Origin of the sequence: Frigoribacterium sp. CFBP 8754, from assembly GCF_014841815.1 — a bacterium.
In the GTDB taxonomy this organism is placed as follows: Bacteria; Actinomycetota; Actinomycetes; order Actinomycetales; family Microbacteriaceae; genus Frigoribacterium; species Frigoribacterium endophyticum.
Window position 1 is genome coordinate 849,819 of record NZ_JACYUO010000001.1, and the last position, 17,759, is coordinate 867,577.

Annotated in this window: 17 protein-coding genes and 1 pseudogene; 14 read left to right on the forward strand and 4 right to left on the reverse strand. The window is 73.1% G+C overall.

Annotation, left to right across the window (positions count from 1 at the left end; genetic code table 11):
• Position 1 precedes the first annotated feature (1 nt).
• Positions 2 to 1,228, forward strand: a complete 1,227-nt coding sequence (gene hemW / locus IFT72_RS03910) for a radical SAM family heme chaperone HemW (protein WP_192045614.1) — start codon at positions 2 to 4, stop codon at positions 1,226 to 1,228.
• A 66-nt stretch (positions 1,229 to 1,294) separates the two neighbouring features.
• Here the strand turns inward: hemW and IFT72_RS03915 are convergent, their stop codons facing one another.
• Positions 1,295 to 1,834 carry a DUF4870 domain-containing protein gene (locus tag IFT72_RS03915; RefSeq protein ID WP_192045615.1) on the reverse strand — a complete coding sequence of 180 codons (540 nt, stop codon included), beginning with the start codon at positions 1,832 to 1,834 and terminating at the stop codon, positions 1,295 to 1,297.
• A gap of 248 nt (positions 1,835 to 2,082) precedes the next feature.
• Here IFT72_RS03915 and hrcA point away from each other — a divergent pair, with 248 nt between their 5' ends.
• The 11 genes from hrcA to leuA all read left to right on the forward strand — a co-directional run bounded on the left by hrcA (position 2,083) and on the right by leuA (position 13,376).
• Entirely contained in the window at positions 2,083 to 3,105 is a 1,023-nt protein-coding gene (hrcA, locus tag IFT72_RS03920) for a heat-inducible transcriptional repressor HrcA (RefSeq protein ID WP_056054204.1), read from the forward strand.
• A 139-nt stretch (positions 3,106 to 3,244) separates the two neighbouring features.
• The gene (gene dnaJ, locus IFT72_RS03925) at positions 3,245 to 4,357 is read left to right on the forward strand and encodes a molecular chaperone DnaJ (RefSeq protein ID WP_167259029.1); all 1,113 of its coding nucleotides are present in this window, start codon (positions 3,245 to 3,247) and stop codon (positions 4,355 to 4,357) included.
• A 2-nt stretch (positions 4,358 to 4,359) separates the two neighbouring features.
• On the forward strand, positions 4,360 to 5,103 hold the full coding sequence (locus tag IFT72_RS03930) for a 16S rRNA (uracil(1498)-N(3))-methyltransferase (RefSeq protein WP_192045616.1): 744 nt from the start codon (positions 4,360 to 4,362) through the stop codon (positions 5,101 to 5,103).
• Between the two features lie 56 nt (positions 5,104 to 5,159).
• Positions 5,160 to 5,582: a histidine triad nucleotide-binding protein gene (locus tag IFT72_RS03935; RefSeq protein WP_192045617.1), complete on the forward strand. Its 423-nt coding sequence runs from the start codon at positions 5,160 to 5,162 to the stop codon at positions 5,580 to 5,582.
• The gene (locus IFT72_RS03940) at positions 5,572 to 6,660 is read left to right on the forward strand and encodes a PhoH family protein (RefSeq protein ID WP_371741154.1); all 1,089 of its coding nucleotides are present in this window, start codon (positions 5,572 to 5,574) and stop codon (positions 6,658 to 6,660) included. Before IFT72_RS03935 ends, IFT72_RS03940 begins: the two co-directional genes overlap by 11 nt.
• Positions 6,657 to 7,118, forward strand: coding sequence for an rRNA maturation RNase YbeY (gene ybeY, locus IFT72_RS03945; RefSeq protein ID WP_056054216.1), 462 nt, complete (start codon positions 6,657 to 6,659; stop codon positions 7,116 to 7,118). Before IFT72_RS03940 ends, ybeY begins: the two co-directional genes overlap by 4 nt.
• Before the next feature lie 7 nt (positions 7,119 to 7,125).
• Positions 7,126 to 8,430 carry a hemolysin family protein gene (locus IFT72_RS03950; RefSeq protein ID WP_056054220.1) on the forward strand — a complete coding sequence of 435 codons (1,305 nt, stop codon included), beginning with the start codon at positions 7,126 to 7,128 and terminating at the stop codon, positions 8,428 to 8,430.
• Positions 8,427 to 9,365 carry a GTPase Era gene (era, locus tag IFT72_RS03955; RefSeq protein WP_167259033.1) on the forward strand — a complete coding sequence of 313 codons (939 nt, stop codon included), beginning with the start codon at positions 8,427 to 8,429 and terminating at the stop codon, positions 9,363 to 9,365. Before IFT72_RS03950 ends, era begins: the two co-directional genes overlap by 4 nt.
• 100 nt (positions 9,366 to 9,465) lie before the next feature.
• Positions 9,466 to 10,740 (forward strand): sensor histidine kinase, encoded by a 1,275-nt coding sequence (locus IFT72_RS16340; protein WP_056054226.1) that lies wholly within the window; start codon positions 9,466 to 9,468, stop codon positions 10,738 to 10,740.
• Entirely contained in the window at positions 10,737 to 11,423 is a 687-nt protein-coding gene (locus IFT72_RS03965; protein ID WP_056054229.1) for a response regulator transcription factor, read from the forward strand. The genes IFT72_RS16340 and IFT72_RS03965 overlap by 4 nt, the downstream gene beginning before the upstream one ends.
• A 192-nt stretch (positions 11,424 to 11,615) precedes the next feature.
• Positions 11,616 to 13,376, forward strand: coding sequence for a 2-isopropylmalate synthase (leuA, locus tag IFT72_RS03970; RefSeq protein WP_056054232.1), 1,761 nt, complete (start codon positions 11,616 to 11,618; stop codon positions 13,374 to 13,376).
• Between the two features lie 284 nt (positions 13,377 to 13,660).
• Here the strand turns inward: leuA and IFT72_RS03975 are convergent, their stop codons facing one another.
• Positions 13,661 to 14,323 (reverse strand): trimeric intracellular cation channel family protein, encoded by a 663-nt coding sequence (locus IFT72_RS03975; protein ID WP_056054235.1) that lies wholly within the window; start codon positions 14,321 to 14,323, stop codon positions 13,661 to 13,663.
• 34 nt (positions 14,324 to 14,357) lie between these two features.
• On the opposite strand from IFT72_RS03975, the pseudogene recO reads away from it, so the two are divergent.
• Together recO and IFT72_RS03985 are read left to right on the forward strand one after the other, a co-directional pair.
• Positions 14,358 to 15,077, forward strand: a pseudogene (recO, locus tag IFT72_RS03980) (DNA repair protein RecO); the annotation flags it as partial.
• Between the two features lie 143 nt (positions 15,078 to 15,220).
• Positions 15,221 to 16,021 (forward strand): isoprenyl transferase, encoded by an 801-nt coding sequence (locus IFT72_RS03985; protein ID WP_192045618.1) that lies wholly within the window; start codon positions 15,221 to 15,223, stop codon positions 16,019 to 16,021.
• 3 nt (positions 16,022 to 16,024) lie between these two features.
• Here the strand turns inward: IFT72_RS03985 and IFT72_RS03990 are convergent, their stop codons facing one another.
• On the reverse strand, positions 16,025 to 16,696 hold the full coding sequence (locus IFT72_RS03990) for a hypothetical protein (RefSeq protein ID WP_192045619.1): 672 nt from the start codon (positions 16,694 to 16,696) through the stop codon (positions 16,025 to 16,027).
• A 59-nt stretch (positions 16,697 to 16,755) separates the two neighbouring features.
• On the reverse strand, positions 16,756 to 17,745 hold the full coding sequence (locus IFT72_RS03995) for a LysR family transcriptional regulator (protein WP_192045620.1): 990 nt from the start codon (positions 17,743 to 17,745) through the stop codon (positions 16,756 to 16,758).
• Between the last annotated feature and the right edge of the window lie 14 nt (positions 17,746 to 17,759).

A 17,759-nucleotide genomic window follows, 5' to 3' on the forward strand; every position in this document is an offset into this window, starting at 1 on the left:
GGTGCCCGGAGCCCTCCCCGTCGCCGACCCGGCCCCCGCCGACGGAGCCCTGCCCGCCTCCGTGGTCGAGGGCGTCGCCGACCGCGACCTCGGCGTCTACCTCCACGTCCCGTTCTGCCGTGTCCGCTGCGGCTACTGCGACTTCAACACCTACACGGGCGACGAGCTGCGCGGGGCCCGTCGAGACGACTACGCCTCGCAGGCGGTGGCCGAGGTCGCCCAGGCCGGCCGTGTGCTCGAGCGGGCGGGCCTGCCGCCGCGCCGCGCCTCCACCGTGTTCTTCGGCGGCGGCACCCCGACGATGCTGCCGCACACCGACCTCGCGACGATGCTGCGCGCCGTGGTCGACACCTGGGGGCTGGAGGCGGGGGCCGAGGTCACGACGGAGGCCAACCCGGACAGCGTCGACGCGGAGTACCTGCGCGCCCTCGCGGCCGCCGGCTTCACCCGGGTCAGCTTCGGCATGCAGTCGGCCGTGCCGAGCGTGCTGGCGACGCTCGAGCGCACCCACGACCCCGAGCGGATCCCGCTCGTCGTGGCCTGGGCGCGGGAGGCCGGCCTCGACGTCAGCCTCGACCTCATCTACGGCACGCCGGGCGAGACCCTCGACGACTGGACGAGGTCGCTCGACGTCGCGCTCGCGCAGGAGCCCGACCACCTCTCGGCCTACGCCCTGATCGTCGAGGACGGCACGAAGCTCGCCCGGCAGATCCGTCGCGGCGAGGTCGCGCAGCCCGACGACGACACGGCCGCCGACATGTACGAGCTGGCCGACGCCCGCCTCGCCGAGGCCGGCTACGACTGGTACGAGGTGAGCAACTGGTCGAGGGGCGTCGAGCACCGGTCGCGCCACAACCTGTCGTACTGGACGGGCCAGGACTGGTGGGGCGTCGGGCCCGGTGCGCACAGCCACGTGGGCGGCGTCCGCTGGTGGAACGTCAAGCACCCGGCCGCCTACGCCCAGCGGATGACCGCGGGGGAGTCGCCCGGGGCGGGGCGGGAGACCCTCGACGCCGAGACGCGCCGGGTCGAGCGCGTGCTGCTCGCCGTCCGCACCCGGGACGGCCTGCCGACGAGCGACCTCGACGCGACGGGCCGGGCGGCGGTCGCCGGGCTCATCGCGGACGGCTGGATCGACGGCCGCGCCGCCCTAGCAGGCCGTGTCGAGCTGACGCGCACCGGGCGCCTGATGGCCGACGCCGTCGTCAGCCGGCTGCTCCCGGCGTGACGCGAGGCGCGCCTCCCCGGGGGAGACGCGCCTCGGTGGGTGCGGCGACGCTGTCGCGCCGGCGGGCTACGCCTTGATGAACTCGATCGTCAGCGGGTACTTGTAGTACTCGCCCTTGTTCGCGGCCAGGGCCGCGAGGATGCTGAAGACGAGGATGACGATGCCGACGGCCGCCAGCACGAGGTAGCCGACGAGGATCAGCGAGAGCAGACCCCCGGCGAAGCTCGCGATCGCCATCGTGATCTGGAAGTTCAGCGCCTGTCGCGTGTGCTCGCGGATGAACGGCCCGCGGTCCTTCAGGACGAAGAACCCGACCAGGGCCGGGATGAAGCCGAACAGGATGCCGCCCGCGTGGATCAGCGTCGACCAGAGCTTCTCGTCCTCGGGGCGGAGGGGCTGGCCGGCCTGCTGGTAGCCGGCACCGCCGCCCGGGGCCTGCTGCCCCCAGGGCTGCTGCTGGCCGTAGGGCTGCGGGCCGCCCTGCGGCGCCTGCTGGCCGGGTGCCTGCTGGCCGTACGGCGGCGGGCCGGGCTGGCCGGCCGGGCCGCCCTGGCCGGGCTGCTTCGCGTAGGGGTCGTGCGGCTCTGCGGGCGGGGTGTCGGTCATCTGCTCACCTGGTTCGTCGTGGTCGGAGGTGACGGCCTCCCGCCCCGGAGGGGCCGGTGCCCGAGGGCGTCGACCGGACCGCGCGGTCCGGTGTCCGTCACGCCGAGCATAGGACAGGGAGGCGCGGCGCGAGTAGGTGCCGCCAGGCCGGTGGCGTAGCATTGGCAGTCTGGTACGGCGAGTGCCAGCCGGTCCGTGTCGACGCCCCCGGGGCGCACCGGGCCCGTGGTGCGATGAGGAGGTGTGCGGTGGTCTCGGAACGAGGGCTCGAGGTGCTGCGCGTCATCGTGCACGACTACGTCGCCTCCCGCGAGCCCGTGGGCTCGAAGTCCATCGTCGAGCGGCACCAGTTCGGCGTCTCCGCCGCGACGATCCGCAACGACATGGCCCTCCTCGAGGAGGAGGAGCTCATCGCGGCCCCGCACACCTCGAGCGGCCGCGTCCCCACCGACAAGGGGTACCGCCTCTTCGTCGACCAGCTCGCCGACCTCCGCCCGCTCAGCGCCGCGCAGCGCCAGGCGATCGAGACCTTCCTCGGCGACTCCACCGACCTCGACGAGGTCCTCGGCCGCACCGTCCGCCTGCTCAGCCAGCTGACGAACCAGGTCGCCCTCGTCCAGTACCCCTCCTTCTCGCGGGCCCGCGTCCGCCACGTCGAGCTCGTCAGCCTCGCCGAGCGCCGGGTCATGACGGTGCTCATCACCGACACGGGCCAGGTCGAGCAGCGGGTCGTCGAGCTCCCCGCGCCGGTCGACGAGTCCTTCCTCGGCGAGCTGCGCTCCTCGCTCAACGCCCTCGTCGGCGGGGCTGCCCTGAGCGCCGCCGCGACGGCGCTGGCCGACCTGCCGGCACAGCACCCGCCCGAGCGCGCGGCCACCGTCGGGCTCCTCGTGGCGAGCCTCGTCGAGCAGCTCGCCACCGGCCGCCAGGACCGCCTGGTCATGGCGGGCGCGGCGAACCTCGTCCGCATCGGCGACGACTTCAGCGGCAACCTCTACCCCGTCCTCGAGGCCATCGAGGAGCAGGTGGCGCTGCTCCGGCTCTTCGGCGAGATGCAGCTCGACGCCGTCGACGTCGCCGCCAGCATCGGCCGCGAGAACGAGTCGTTCGGGCTCTCGCAGGCGTCCGTCCTCGCGAGCGGCTACTCGTCGTCGGGCAGCGAGATCGCCCGGCTCGGCGTGCTCGGCCCGATGCGCATGGACTACTCCACCAACATGGCGGCGGTCCGGGCGGTCGCCCGCTACCTCTCGTCCCTGCTCTCCGAGCGCTGACGAGGGCCGGCGCCGGCCTGCGGCCCCGACCACCGACTCCACCCCCAGACACGACACACGACCAGCAGACATCCCACCCAGACATCCGCCCCGCGGCCCCCGCGGAGCGCAGACGCACACCAGAGGCAGACGAGAACCAGTGGCAGATCATTACGACGTGCTCGGAGTCGACCGCTCGGCGACCCCGGAGGAGATCAAGAAGGCGTACCGCCGGCTCGCCCGCGAGCTGCACCCCGACGTGAACCCCAGCCCGGAGGCGTCCGAGCGGTTCAAGGACGTCACGCACGCCTACGACGTCCTCAGCGACCCCCAGCAGCGGGAGCGCTACGACCTCGGCCCGCAGGCCGGCTTCGGCGGGGGAGGCGGCGCCGCGGGCTTCGGCGACATCTTCGACGCCTTCTTCGGCGGCGGGGGAGGCGGCGGCCAGCGCCAGGGGCCGAGGTCGCGTCGCGAGCGCGGCCAGGACGCCCTGCTCCGCCTCGAGGTCGACCTGGAAGAGATCGTCTTCGGCACCCAGCGCGACATCGAGGTCGACACCGCGGTCCTCTGCGAGACCTGCTCCGGGTCCTGCTGCGCGCCCGGCACCTCGCCCCAGACCTGCGACATCTGCCACGGCTCGGGCCAGATCCAGCGCCAGGTCCGCTCGCTGCTCGGCAACGTCATGACCTCCAGCCCCTGCGGCACCTGCCGAGGCTACGGCACCGTCATCCCGAACCCGTGCCCGACCTGTCAGGGCCAGGGCCGCGTCCGCGCGCGCCGCACCATCCCCATCGACATCCCCGCGGGCGTCGACACCGGCCTCCGCCTCCAGCTGCCCGGGCAGGGCGAGGTCGGCCAGGCCGGCGGCCCGAACGGCGACCTCTACCTCGAGGTCAAGGTCCGCCACCACGAGACCTACAGCCGCAACGGCGACGACCTGCTCGCGACGCTCGAGGTGCAGATGTCCGACGCGATCCTCGGCACCGAGACGACCCTCGACGGCCTCGACGGTGCGGTGGAGATCGAGCTCAAGCCGGGCACCCAGAGCGGCGACGTGCTGACCGTCCGCGACCGCGGGGTCACGAAGCTCCGCGGCACGGGCCGCGGCGACCTCAAGATCGGCGTCCAGGTGGTGACGCCGACCAAGCTCAGCCACAAGGAGCGCGAGCTGATCGAGAAGTTCGCCGCCGGCCGTCGCGAGCAGGCGCCCGAGCTGTCGCAGTTCCAGCAGGGCCTGTTCGGCAAGCTGCGCGACCGGTTCCTCAACTTCTGATCGTGGCGCACTTCTACCTGGTCGACGACCTGACGGAGGCGGTGGCCGGCTCGACCGTCACGGTCACCGGCGCCGAGGCACGGCACGCCGTCACCGTCAGCCGGGTGCGGGTCGGCGAGCAGCTCACGCTCGGCGACGGCCGCGGCACGGTCGTGCGGGGCGAGGTGACCGAGGCGACCGGCGACCGGCTGTCGCTGGTGGCGGCGACCGTCACCGCGCATCCTCGGCCCGGGGTCCGGATCGCGTTGGCCCAGGCCCTCGCCAAGGGCGACCGCGACGAGCTGGCCGTCCAGGCCGCGACGGAGCTCGGCGTCGACGAGGTCGTCCCCTGGTCGGCGTCGCGGTCGGTGTCGCGCTGGGAGGGCGCCAAGGTCGCGAAGGGCACGAGCCGCTGGCGGGCGATCACCCGCGAGGCGACGAAGCAGGCGATCCGGCCCTGGGCGCCCGAGGTGCTCGACCTCGCGACGACGAAGCAGCTCGCGGCCCGCACGGTGCTCGGCCCGGTGCTCGTGCTGGAGCCGACGGCCGACCTCGCGCTCTCCGCGGTCGACCTCCCGCCCGAGGGAGGCGCGGGCTCGGTCGTCACGGTGGTGGTCGGCCCCGAGGGCGGCGTCTCGCCCGCCGAGCTCGCCCTCTTCGTCGACGCGGGCGCCACGCTCGCGAGGCTCGGCGACAGCGTGCTGCGGACCTCGACGGCGGGCCCGGCGGCCCTGGCCGTCCTCAGCGTGCGGCTCGGTCGCTGGTAGGCGGCCCCGTCGTCGACGTCGGGCCGGTGTCACCGGCCGCCGGTACGATGAGCGGCATGTCCGACGACCAGACCAGCCAGGCCCCCGGCGGCTCCGACCAGCCGTCCGTCTTCAGCCGCATCGTCGCGCGCGAGATCCCGGCCGACATCGTCTTCGAGAACGAGCGGGTCATCGCGTTCCGCGACGTCGAGCCCAAGGCTCCCGTCCACCTGCTCGTCGTCCCCAAGACCGAGCGGTGGCACGACGTCGCCGAGCTGGCCGCGGGCGACCCCGCGCTGCTCGCCGAGATCGTGGCGACGGCCTCGGCCCTGTCGGCCGACCCGGCCGTCTTCCGCTCCGGCGACGGCACCGACCTCTCGGTCGGCCGCGGCGAGTTCCGGCTCGTCTTCAACACCGGCCCCTCGGCCGGCCAGACCGTGTTCCACGTGCACGCCCACGTGCTCGGGGGACTCCTCCAGGAAGGCACCCTTGCCCACTAGCGACACTCCGTCCACCGGCTCCGACGCCCGCGCCGAGGGCGCGACCCGGGTCGACATCACCGTCGACGGCGTCGCGATGGTCCAGCTGCTCGGTCCCCACGACCGGCTCCTCAAGACCGTCGAGAAGCAGTACCCCGACGTCCGCGTGCTCGTGCGGGGCAACGAGGTCGGACTCGAGGGGCCGGCGGCGTCGGTCGCCCGGGCCCGGGGGCTCGTCGACGAGCTCGTCTCGCTGGTGCGCAACGGTCACGACCTCGTCCCGGCCGAGGTCGAGACCAGTGCGAAGCTGCTCGACTCCGGGCAGGCCGCGCCCGCGGACGTCTTCGGCCAGCCGATCGTCTCGAGCCGCGGCAAGTCCGTCCGGGCGAAGACGCTCGGCCAGGCCCGCTACGTCGAGGCGATCGACCAGCACACCATCACGTTCGGCATCGGCCCCGCGGGCACCGGCAAGACCTACCTCGCGATGGCGAAGGCGGTCCAGGCCCTGCAGCGGCGCGAGGTGCAGCGCATCATCCTCACGCGCCCCGCCGTCGAGGCGGGGGAGCGCCTGGGCTTCCTGCCCGGCACCCTCACCGACAAGATCGACCCGTACCTCCGCCCGCTGTACGACGCGCTCAACGAGATGATGGACCCGGAGATCGTGCCCAAGCTGCTCGCGGCCGGCACCGTCGAGGTCGCCCCGCTCGCCTACATGCGCGGCCGGACCCTGAACGACGCCTTCGTCGTGCTCGACGAGGCGCAGAACACGACGCCCGAGCAGATGAAGATGTTCCTCACCCGGCTCGGCTTCGGCTCCCGCATGGTCGTGACGGGCGACGTCACCCAGATCGACCTGCCGACCGGCGCGAGCGGGCTCCAGCTCGTGACCCGCGTGCTCGACGGCATCGACGACATCCACTTCGCCCGACTGACGAGCGACGACGTCGTCCGGCACACCCTCGTCGGCCGGATCGTCGACGCGTACACGACGTACGACGCCGAGCGGCAGGCGCAGCGCGCCCACCGAGAAGAGCAGGCGGCGGCCGCGAGGCCCTCGTCCCCCGACGGGGCGTCGCGGTCGACGGGAGGCAGCCGATGAGCATCGAGGTCAACAACGAGTCGAGCATCGAGGTCGACGAGGCCGCGCTGCAGCGGCTCGCGACCTTCGCCCTCGACCAGATGCACGTGCACCCCGAGGCCGAGCTGGCGATCGTGCTCGTCGACGAGGCCGCCATGGAGCAGCTGCACGTCCAATGGATGGACGAGCCGGGCCCGACCGACGTGCTCAGCTTCCCCATGGACGAGCTGCGCCCCGGCACGGAAGACGACCCCACCCCGGCCGGTCTGCTCGGCGACATCGTGGTCTGCCCGCAGGTCGCGGTCTCGCAGGCGGCGACGGCGGGCCACTCGCCCCTCGACGAGATGCTGCTGCTCACCTGCCACGGCGTCCTGCACCTGCTCGGCTTCGACCACGCCGAGCCGGAGGAGGAGCGCGAGATGTTCGGGCTGCAGCGCGAGATCCTGGCCGCCTTCGCGGCCGCTGACGAGAGACGGTGACGCCGTGATGGTCACCGTGTTCGTCATCGTGGCCGTCGTGCTCGTCGTCCTCGGAGGGCTGCTCGCGGCCGTCGACTCGGCCCTGGGCGTCCTCAGCCGGGGCGACCTGCACGAGGAGGCCGAGGCTTCCCCGCGCAGCCGGGCGGCGCTGCTCGCCGTCGCCGACGACGTCGGCGCCCACGTCAACGCCGTCAACTTCATGCGCATCGTCGCCGAGACGTCGGCGGCCGTGCTCGTCACGCTCTCGTTCGCGACGGCCGTCGACCAGTGGTGGCTGGCCCTGCTGCTGTCGGCGCTCATCATGACCGTCGTGTCGTTCGTGCTGGTGGGCTCGAGCCCCCGCAGCGTCGGCCGTGCCCACGCCCGCGGGCTCGTGGTCGTCACGGCCGGGCTCGTCCGGGCCCTGCGGCTCGTGCTCGGCCCCCTGGCCGACGCCCTGGTCGCCGTCGGCAACCGGGTCACCCCGGGGCGGCCGCGCACCGCGTCCTTCTCGTCGGAGGAACAGCTGCTCAGCATGGTCGACGAGGCCACCGAGCTCGACGTGCTCGAGGAGGACGACCGGGAGCTCATCCACTCGATCTTCGAGTTCAGCGACACCGTCGTCCGCGAGGTCATGGTGCCCCGCACCGACATGGTGACCGTCGAGGCGACCGCGACCGTCGGCTCGGCCATGAGCCTCTTCCTCGGCCGGGGCGTGTCGCGCGTGCCGGTCGTCGGCCGCGACAGCGACGACGTCGTCGGGGTGGTCTACCTCCGTGACCTCGCCCGGCGCCTGCACGAGCACGTCGGCGACGACTCGGCGCCGGTCGTGGCGCTCGCCCGCCCCGCCCTCTTCGTCCCCGAGTCGAAGAAGGCCGACGACACCCTCCGCCAGATGCAGGTCGACAAGAACCACCTCGCGATGGTCGTCGACGAGTACGGCGGCATCGCCGGGCTCGTCACCCTGGAGGACCTCATCGAGGAGCTCGTCGGAGACATCAGCGACGAGTACGACCGCACGGTCGCCGCCCACCGTGAGGTCAGCCCCGGGGTCTTCCGCGTCAGCGCGCGCATGCCCGTCGACGAGCTCGGCGACCTGTTCGGCCTCGAGCTCGACGACGACGACGTCGACTCCGTCGGCGGCCTCCTCACCAAGGCCCTCGGCAGGCTGCCCGAGAAGGGCTCGGTCGTGACCGTGTCCGGTCTCGTGCTGACCGCCGACCGGACCGAGGGCCGCCGGCACGACCTCCAGACCGTGCTCGTCGAGCGCAGTCCCGACCTGACGGCCGCCGAGGCCGACCCCGCACCCGCCACGACGAGAGAAGCACCATGACGAACACCGACGACGCCGACCGCACCTCCGCCGCGCCTCCGGCGGGGTCCACCTACCGCGCGGGCTTCGTCTCGTTCGTCGGCCGCCCGAACGTCGGCAAGTCCACGCTGACGAACGCCCTCGTCGGCGAGAAGGTGGCGATCACGTCGTCGAAGCCGCAGACGACGCGCCGCGCCATCCGCGGCATCGTCCACCGCGAGGTCGGTCAGCTCGTCGTCGTCGACACCCCGGGCATGCACCGCCCCCGCACCCTCCTCGGCGAACGCCTCAACAGCGTCGTCCAGACGACGCTCGGCGACGTCGACGTCATCGGCTTCTGCGTGCCGGCCGACGAGAAGATCGGCCCCGGCGACAAGTTCATCAACGAGCAGCTCGACGCCTTCCCCCGGGCGAAGAAGGTCGCCATCGTGACGAAGACCGACACGATCTCGCGGCCCGCCGTGGCGGAGCAGCTGCTCGCCGTGAGCAAGCTGCGCGACTGGGAGGCGATCATCCCGCTCTCCGCCGTCGAGGGCGTGCAGCTCGACGTGCTCACCACCGAGCTGATCAAGCTGATGCCGGTCTCGCAGCCGCTCTACCCGGCCGACGCCGTCACGGAGGAGGTCGTGCAGGACAGGATCGCCGAGTTCATCCGCGAGGCCGCCCTCGAGGGCGTGGAGGACGAGCTGCCCCACTCGCTGGCCGTCACGATCGACGACATGATCGAGCGCGACGACCGCGACCTGCTCGAGATCTACGCGAACCTCTTCGTCGAGCGCGACAGCCAGAAGGGCATCGTCATCGGGGGAGGCGGCGCTCGCCTCCGCGAGGTCGGCGCTCGCGCCCGCGCACAGATCGAGCCGCTCGTCGGCAAGCAGGTCTTCCTGTCGATCCGGGTCAAGGTCGCGAAGGACTGGCAGCGCGACCCGAAGCTGCTCGGCCGCCTCGGCTTCTGACCAGGGCGGTGTCCCTCCACAGGATGATCCCCGTCGTCCTCTCGTCGTCCGGGGTGCCGTCGGTATCGTCGGGCGGGGTCGCGGGCCGTACGGTGGTGCGGTGATCTTCCGACGACTCGCCCCGTACCAGGTGGTCGTCGACGTGTCGGCCGCGGTCGTCCTCGGGGTCGTCGCGCTGGGGCTCAGCGCGGGAGGCACGGCGGCCGGGCTGGTGATCGCGGGCATGACGGCGACTCTCGCCGTCCGGCGGCTCGCCCCGGGCCCGTCGCTCGCGCTCGCCTGGGTGGTGGCGATCGGCGAGATGCTCTCGCAGACCAGCCCTGGCGTGAGCAACCTGGCGATCTGCGCGGTGCTCTACACGGTCGCCGCCTACGGCACCGAGGCGACGAAGTGGGCGGGGCTCGTCTCCACGGTCGTCGGGGCCGCCGTGGGCACCTTCTACGTGACGAGCGTGCAGACCACGCTCTTCGGCATCGACTACACGGTCTACGGCCTGCAGGACGTCGTGCGGATCCTGCTCCAGCTGGGCATCACCTTCCTCGGCTTCCTCGCCCTCCTCGGCCTGCCGTGGGCGGGCGGCCTGCTGGCGCGGGCACGGTCGTCCGAGCGCCTCAGCCGTGAGGCGCAGCTCATCGCCGAGCGCGAGACGGCACGGGCGGAGGGCGAGGTCGCCCGCATCGAGCGGGAGGCCGCCCGGGCCGAGCGCGACGTGGCGGTCGAGCAGGAGCGCAACCGCATCGCCCGCGACATGCACGACGTCGTCGCGCACTCCCTGGCCGTCGTCATCGCCCAGGCCGACGGCGCGCGCTACGCGGCAAGGGTCGACGCCGGGTCCGTCGACGACGCCCTCGTCACCATCGCGACCACGGCCCGGGAGGCGCTCGGCGACGTCCGCGTGCTGCTCGGGCAGCTCCGCCACAGCCAGGGGGAGGCGCCCCAGCCGGCCCTCGGCGACCTCGACCGGCTGCTGGAGCAGATGCGCGCCTCCGGCCTGGTCATCGAGCACCGGGTGCAGGGCGAGGCGCAGGTGCTGGGCACCAACCGGCAGCTCGCGGTCTTCCGGATCGTGCAGGAGTCGCTGACGAACGTGCTGCGCCACGGCGCCGCGGGCGCGCCCGTCGACCTCCTCTTCGACTGGCGGTACGAGGCCCTCCACCTGGTCGTCACGAACGTCGTCCGGCCCGCCACCCAGCCCGTCGACACCCGCCCCGGCGGAGACGACCGACGCGGCGGCGGGCACGGCCTCGACGGGATGCGCGAGCGCGCGACCCTCGCCGGGGGCTCGCTGACCACGCAGGACGCCGACGGCCGCTTCGTCGTGCACGCCGTCGTGCCCACCCTCGCCCTCACCCAAGAAGTAGGAATCCGCCGATGAGCCCCACCACGCCCGCCACCGCCGTCCGAGTCGCGCTCGTCGACGACCAGGCCCTCTTCCGGGCCGGCATCAAGATGCTCGTCAGCTCGCAGCCCGACCTCGAGTTCGTCGGCGAGGCCAGCAACGGGGAGGAGGGCGTCGCCATGGTCGCGGCGACCCGCCCCGACGTGGTGCTGATGGACATCCGCATGCCCGTCATGGACGGCATCGCCGCGACGACGGCAGTCCTGGCCCAGGCGCAGGCCGCCTCCCGCAAGCCTCCGCGCGTCATCGTGCTCACGACCTTCGACCTCGACGAGGCCGCGACCCGGGCCATCCGGGGCGGGGCCAGCGGGTTCGTCCTCAAGGACGCCGACCCCGAGTTCCTGCTCGCGGCCATCCGGACCGTGCACGCCGGCAACGCCGTCATCGCCGCCTCCGCCACCCGCGAGCTCTTCGAGCACTTCGACGGGCGGTCGGCGCGGGCCGCCGCGGTGCCCGCCGCGTTCGGCACGCTCACCACGCGCGAGCGCGACATCTTCGACCTCGCCGCCCGCGGGCTCAGCAACTCCGAGATCGCCGGGCGGGAGTACCTCAGCGAGGCCACGGTCAAGACGCACATCAGCCGCGTGCTGTCGAAGCTGTCGCTGCGCGACCGGGTGCAGCTCGTCGTGTACGCCTACGAGCACGGGCTGGCGGAGTAGCCGGGCGCCGGCATCGTCACGGTCCTGCGGGCCGTCGGGGTCGGTGCTAGCCTCGGCACGTGCTCACCTGTGTGCTCCTCCTCCTTCGCCGCCGCGACGAGTCCTGACCCTGGCCTCCCTCGTCGCGGAGTTCGCCGTCGGCCGACCCACACGCGAAGACAGCCCCTCCCGGGGCGAGAGAGACCTGAGACCATGAAGAACGCACAGCAGCCCTCGGCCATGCCGATCCACAAGTACCGCCCGTTCCACGAGCAGATCGTCGTCGACCTGCCCGACAGGACGTGGCCCGCCAAGCGGATCGAGCAGGCCCCGCGCTGGTGCGCCGTCGACCTCCGCGACGGCAACCAGGCGCTGATCGACCCGATGAGCCCCGAGCGCAAGCGCATCATGTTCGACCTGCTGGTCGGCATGGGCTACAAGGAGATCGAGGTCGGCTTCCCGAGCGCCTCGCAGACCGACTTCGACTTCGTCCGCAGCCTCATCGACGAGGGCGCCATCCCCGACGACGTGACGATCCAGGTGCTGACGCAGGCGCGGGAGCACCTCATCGCGCGCACCTACGAGTCGATCGCGGGGGCGAAGCAGGCGATCGTCCACCTGTACAACAGCACGAGCGTCCTCCAGCGTGACGTCGTCTTCCGCACCGACCGCCAGGGCATCGTCGACATCGCCCTGGAGGGCGTCCGGCTCTGCCGCGAGCACGAGGCGACGATCCCCGAGACCACCGTGTTCTACGAGTACTCGCCCGAGAGCTACACCGGCACCGAGCTGGAGTTCGCGCGCGACATCTGCAACCAGGTGATCGAGGCCTTCGACGCGACTCCTGACCGCCCCGTGATCATCAACCTGCCGGCCACCGTCGAGATGGCGACGCCGAACGTGTACGCCGACTCGATCGAGTGGATGCACCGCAACCTGGCGCGTCGCGACAGCGTCATCCTGTCGCTGCACCCCCACAACGACCGCGGCACCGGCATCGCCGCCGCCGAGCTGGGCTACCTGGCCGGCGCCGACCGCATCGAGGGCTGCCTCTTCGGCAACGGCGAGCGGACGGGCAACGTCGACCTCGTCGCCCTGGGCATCAACCTGTTCACGCAGGGCATCGACCCCCAGATCGACTTCAGCGACCTCGACATGGTCAAGCGCACCGCGGAGCACTGCAACCAGCTGCCCGTCCACGAGCGCAGCCCCTGGGCGGGCGACCTGGTCTACACGGCCTTCTCCGGCTCGCACCAGGACGCCATCAAGAAGGGCTTCGAGGCGATGGCGGCGACCGCCGCCGAGCGGGGCGTCGACGTCGACCAGCTCGAGTGGGCCGTGCCGTACCTGCCGGTCGACCCGAAGGACCTCGGCCGCAGCTACGAGGCCGTCATCCGCGTCAACTCGCAGTCCGGCAAGGGCGGCGTGGCCTACCTGCTCAAGGCCGACCACGCGATCGACCTGCCCCGCAAGCTGCAGATCGAGTTCAGCGGCGTCGTGCAGTCGCGCACCGACGCCGAGGGCGGCGAGATGACGAGCGCGCACATCTGGTCGATCTTCCAGGACGAGTACCTGCCCGCCGACGACGCCGACGAGAAGTGGGGCCGCTTCGAGCTGACCCGCACGGGCACGTCGAGCGACATGAGCGGCGAGACCAGCCTCGACGTCGAGCTGCGCGTCGGCGACGAGCGCCAGCTGACGACCGGTCGCGGCACCGGTCCGATCGCGGCGTTCCTCTCCGTCCTCAGCGAGCAGGGCGTCTCGGTGAAGCTGTACGACTTCGTCGAGCACACGCTCAGCGCGAGCGGTGACGCGCAGGCCGCGGCGTACGTCGACCTCGACGTCGACGGCACGCGCCTCTGGGGCGTCGGGATCGACGCCGACAGCTCCACCGCGTCGCTCAAGGCGATCGTCTCGGCCGTCAACCGGGCCATCCGCCAGACGTCGGAGACGCGCGAGCTCGCCGCCGTCTAGCCCTCGTGGCCGCAGTCGTGGCCGTGGCCGGGGCTCGAGCCCGTGGCCTCTGCCGTGGCCGTGGCCGTGGCCGTAGCTGCAGCCGCAGCCGCAGCCTCGGCTTCTGGCCGGCCTCGTCGGCTCGTCACGCGCATCCCCCCGGTCGGCAACTCCTGCACACCGTCGTCCAGAGCGACGCCGGAGCCGCTGGCGCGCCACGGGGCAGGAGTTGCCGACCGGGCTGTCCCGGGGGCCCGGCGCGAGCGGGGGCAGCGGCCCGCGACCGCGAGGAGGCGCGGGCCGGCTCAGCGGGGCCGGCGCCAGCGGGGCAGGCGGCTGAGCGAGCGCTGCTCGGGCAGCGTCCAGCCGAAGCGCACGGCCAGCAGCCGGATCACCAGCGTCACCGACGTGCCGATCACGGCGGCGGCCGCCGCGGGCACGCCGAGGGAGACGAGGCTGACGAGCACCACGGTGCCGCCCGCGGCCGCGACGGCGTAGAGCGACCCCACGTGCATCATCGCGATCGTGAGGTTCATGAGCACGTCGCGCAGCACCGAACCGCCCACGGCGGAGATCACCCCCACGAAGATCGCCGGGATCTCCGGCAGCCCGAGCGACAGCGCCTTCGTCGAGCCGATCGCGCCGAAGAGCCCGATCGTCAGGGCGTCGAGGGCCGTGATGACGCTGGCGAGCCGGTGGAAGAGGCGCTGCAGCGCCATGCCGACGAGCGCGGCGGCGACCGCGACCAGCAGGTACCAGTTGCTCGCCATCATGCGCGGCACCTGCCCGAGCAGCACGTCGCGGAGGATGCCGCCGCCGAGCCCGGTCGCGATGCCGATGATGGCGACGCCGAGCAGGTCGAGGCGGCGGTCCTTGAACTCGGAGGCGAACATCGCGCCCTGGAGGCTCCCCACGCCGACGGCCAGGAGATCAGCCCAGAGGGGGATGGCGAAGGCCGTGGCGTGCATCCGACGTTTGTACCACGCGTGGGATCATGGGTCGGTGCCCGTCTACCGTGATGAATGCGTCGTGCTGCGCACCCACAAGCTGGGTGAGGCCGACCGCATCGTCACCATGCTCAGCCGCCAGCACGGCAAGATCCGAGCCGTCGCCAAGGGCGTCCGTCGCACCGCGTCGAAGTTCGGGGCCCGCCTCGAGCCGATGATGGTCGCCGACCTGCAGCTCTACGAGGGCCGCTCGCTCGACATCGTCCAGCAGGCGGAGTCCCTCGGCTCGTACGGCGCCCTCATCGCGAGCGACTACGCCAGCTACACCGCCGGCAGCGTCATGGTCGAGACGGCCGACAAGCTGACGGAGGCGGAGGCCGGCCTCCAGCAGTACCTCCTGCTGGTGGGGGCGCTGCGGTCGCTCTCGCGGCACGAGCACGCGCCGCAGCTGACGCTCGACTCGTACCTCCTCCGGGCCCTCAGCGTCGCCGGGTGGTCACCGAGCTTCGGGGACTGCGCCGTCACGGGTGCACCCGGGCCGCACTCGGCGTTCGTCGTCCAGCTGGGCGGTGTCGTCGCGGACTCGCACGCGCCTCCCGGGGCTCCTCGCCTGTCGCGCGAGGCGCTCGGCCTCCTCGCCGCGCTGCTCACCGGCGACTGGGCCACCGCGGAGGCGGCGAGCGAGGCGACGCGCAACCAGGCCAGCGGCGTCGTCGCGGCCTACACGCAGTGGCACCTCGAGCGAGGCCTCCGGTCGATGCAGCACCTCGACCGCGAGCCGGGGCGACCGCAGCTCTCGCCCGGCGTCCGCGCGACTGCCGCGGCCGAGGCGGCAGCACTCGCGGCCACCGTCGTGCCCGTGCCCGTGCCCGCGGTCGATCCGACCACCCCGACCCTGCACGCCCCCGGAGGGACCCCGTGAAGAAGACCCACCGCGACGCCGTCGACTTCCGCCCCCTCGACTGGACGGGCCTCTACCCGCCCGAGCTGCCCGCCGCGGCCGTGCCCGAGCACGTCGCCGTCGTCATGGACGGCAACGGCCGCTGGGCCAACGGTCGCGGCCTGACGAGGGTGGAGGGCCACAAGGCCGGCGAGGCGAGCCTGCTCGACGTCGTCGCGGGCGCGATCCAGCTGGGCGTCAAGCACCTCAGCGTCTACGCCTTCTCGACCGAGAACTGGAAGCGCTCGCCCGACGAGGTGCGCTTCCTGATGGGCTTCAACCGCGAGGTGCTGCACCGTCGGCGCGACCAGCTCAACGCCTGGGGCGTCCGCGTGCGCTGGGCGGGTCGGAAGCCGCGGCTGTGGGGCTCCGTCATCAAGGAGCTGCAGTTCGCCGAGCAGCTCACGCGCGACAACGACGTGCTGACCCTCACGATGTGCGTCAACTACGGCGGCCGCACCGAGATCGCCGACGCCGTCCGCGAGATCGCCGAGGGGGTCGCGGCCGGGCGCATCAAGCCGTCGGGGGTCAGTGAGAAGCTGATCCAGAAGCACCTCTACACGGCCGACCTCCCCGACGTCGACCTCTTCGTCCGCAGCTCGGGCGAGCAGCGGACGAGCAACTTCCTGCTCTGGCAGTCGGCCTACGCCGAGATGGTCTTCCTCGACACGCTCTGGCCCGACTTCACCCGCGAGGACCTCTGGGGAGCCGTCACCACCTACGCCCGTCGGGCGCGCCGGTTCGGCGGGGCCGTCGACGCCCCCGGCCAGGGCGCCTGAGCCTCAGAACTGGACGTTGGCCCCGAGGAAGATGCGCTCGGCGGGCCAGAGGAACTGCAGCGTCAACGGCCCGTCGGCCTGACGGTGGAACCAGGCGTTGCCGAACACGACCTGTTCGCCGGGCAGCAGGTACCACGACGTCGCGTCGGCGGGGAACTGCGTCGCCAGCTCGGTCGACCAGCCCTGGCTCGTGATGAGGTCCTGCCCGGCGAAGGTGTCCTGCTGGGCGAGGTCGTTGCCGTACGACGAGTAGTCGGCCGAGAGGTCGGTGAGGTCGAGCCGGCGCTGCGAGGCGTTCGACAGCACGTAGACGGTCGCCTCGACCGTCGTGCCGGCCGGGTAGGGGTCGGTGCCGTCCGGCCGCGCGAAGATCGACGGTTCGGTGGTCGTGAGCTCACCGACGCCGTAGACGTAGATCGTGAGGTCCTTGTAGTTGACCTGGTTCAGCAGCGCGCCCCCGGGCACGAGGTCGTCGGCGGCCGAGCCGCCGCCGGTGCCGGGCGCCCCGGTCACCTGGGGCTGCGGGACGCCCGAGGAGCCCTGCCCGGGGTCGGACCCCGACGCCCCGGACGAGCCGTCGGCGGGGCGCAGCGTGTCGAGGTCGGCGTAGCACCCGGTCAGCCCCAGGAGGGCCGCGGAGAGCAGGGCGGCGGAGGCGAGGATTCTTCTCGACACGGGGCAGGCACCTCTCGGGCGGGAGGCCGGGCGGACGGCACGGCGGGCGGGTCGCCAGCCTAGCCGGGGCCCCCGACGCCGACGCGGGAGGCGGGGGCCGGAGCGGCCTCGGGCCCCACGACCCCCCGGAGCCCGTGCACCGCGGGATCGACCGCGTGCAGGGCCTCGGCCAGGAGCCGCACGCTCGGCACCCGTCGGGCCCCGCGTCGGTGGACCACGGAGATGACGCGGGCCATCCCGCGGGGCAGCGGCACGACCCGCACGCCGTCCGGCACCGCCGCGGCCTGCAACGAGAGCCCCGGCAGGAGGGCGACGCCGAGCCCCGACGCGACGAGCCCGAGCACCGCGAGGGCGTTGTCGGTCTCGAGCACGATCTCGGGCTCGAAGCCCGCCGACGCGCACGACGCGAGCAGGTGACCCCGACAGCGCGGGCACCCGCCGATCCAGCGCTCCGCCGCGAGCGAGGCGAAGTCGTCGCCGGGCTGGAACCCGTGCGCGCGCGGCACCACGAGCACGGTCTCGTCGACGAACGCGGGGTGCTCCCGCAGGGAGTCCGGCAGCGGGGCCGGCGAGGGCACGCCCGCCCCGGCGTGCCCGAAGACCAGGGCCACGTCGGCGAGGCCGTCCCTGACCAGGGCCAGCGCCTCCGGCGGCTCGGCTTCGACGTAGTCCACCCGCAGCCCGGGGCGGCTCCGGTGCAGGGCGGAGAGGACCTCGGGCACGAGGGTCGAGGAGGCGCTGGGGAAGCCCGCCAGGCGGACCCGGCCGGACGTCGCCCCGCCCAGGTGGTCGAGCTCCTGCCGCGCGGCGTCGAGCGCGGCCTGCACGTGCACGGCGTGCTCGGCGAGACGTCGGCCGGCCTCGGTGAGGGCGACCCCGCGGCCCGACCGCAGGACGAGCGGGTGGCCGACCCGCGCCTCCGCGCGTCGCAGGTGCTGGCTGACGGCGGGCTGGCTGTAGCCCAGGCGGGCGGCCGCCGCGGTGATGGTGCCCGTCTCGGCCAGGGCCCTCACGACCCGGAGGGTCTGCAGGTCGACGTCGTCGCTCATGGCTCGACCATAAC

Coding starts and splice junctions, on each gene's coding strand:
- leuA (WP_056054232.1), top strand. CDS start 11,616: ATGAAGAACGCACAGCAGCCCTCGGCCATGCCGATCCACAAGTACCGC.
- IFT72_RS03965 (WP_056054229.1), top strand. CDS start 10,737: ATGAGCCCCACCACGCCCGCCACCGCCGTCCGAGTCGCGCTCGTCGAC.
- IFT72_RS03915 (WP_192045615.1), bottom strand. CDS start 1,834: ATGACCGACACCCCGCCCGCAGAGCCGCACGACCCCTACGCGAAGCAG.
- IFT72_RS03935 (WP_192045617.1), top strand. CDS start 5,160: ATGTCCGACGACCAGACCAGCCAGGCCCCCGGCGGCTCCGACCAGCCG.
- IFT72_RS03975 (WP_056054235.1), bottom strand. CDS start 14,323: ATGCACGCCACGGCCTTCGCCATCCCCCTCTGGGCTGATCTCCTGGCC.
- IFT72_RS03995 (WP_192045620.1), bottom strand. CDS start 17,745: ATGAGCGACGACGTCGACCTGCAGACCCTCCGGGTCGTGAGGGCCCTG.
- era (WP_167259033.1), top strand. CDS start 8,427: ATGACGAACACCGACGACGCCGACCGCACCTCCGCCGCGCCTCCGGCG.
- IFT72_RS03950 (WP_056054220.1), top strand. CDS start 7,126: ATGGTCACCGTGTTCGTCATCGTGGCCGTCGTGCTCGTCGTCCTCGGA.
- ybeY (WP_056054216.1), top strand. CDS start 6,657: ATGAGCATCGAGGTCAACAACGAGTCGAGCATCGAGGTCGACGAGGCC.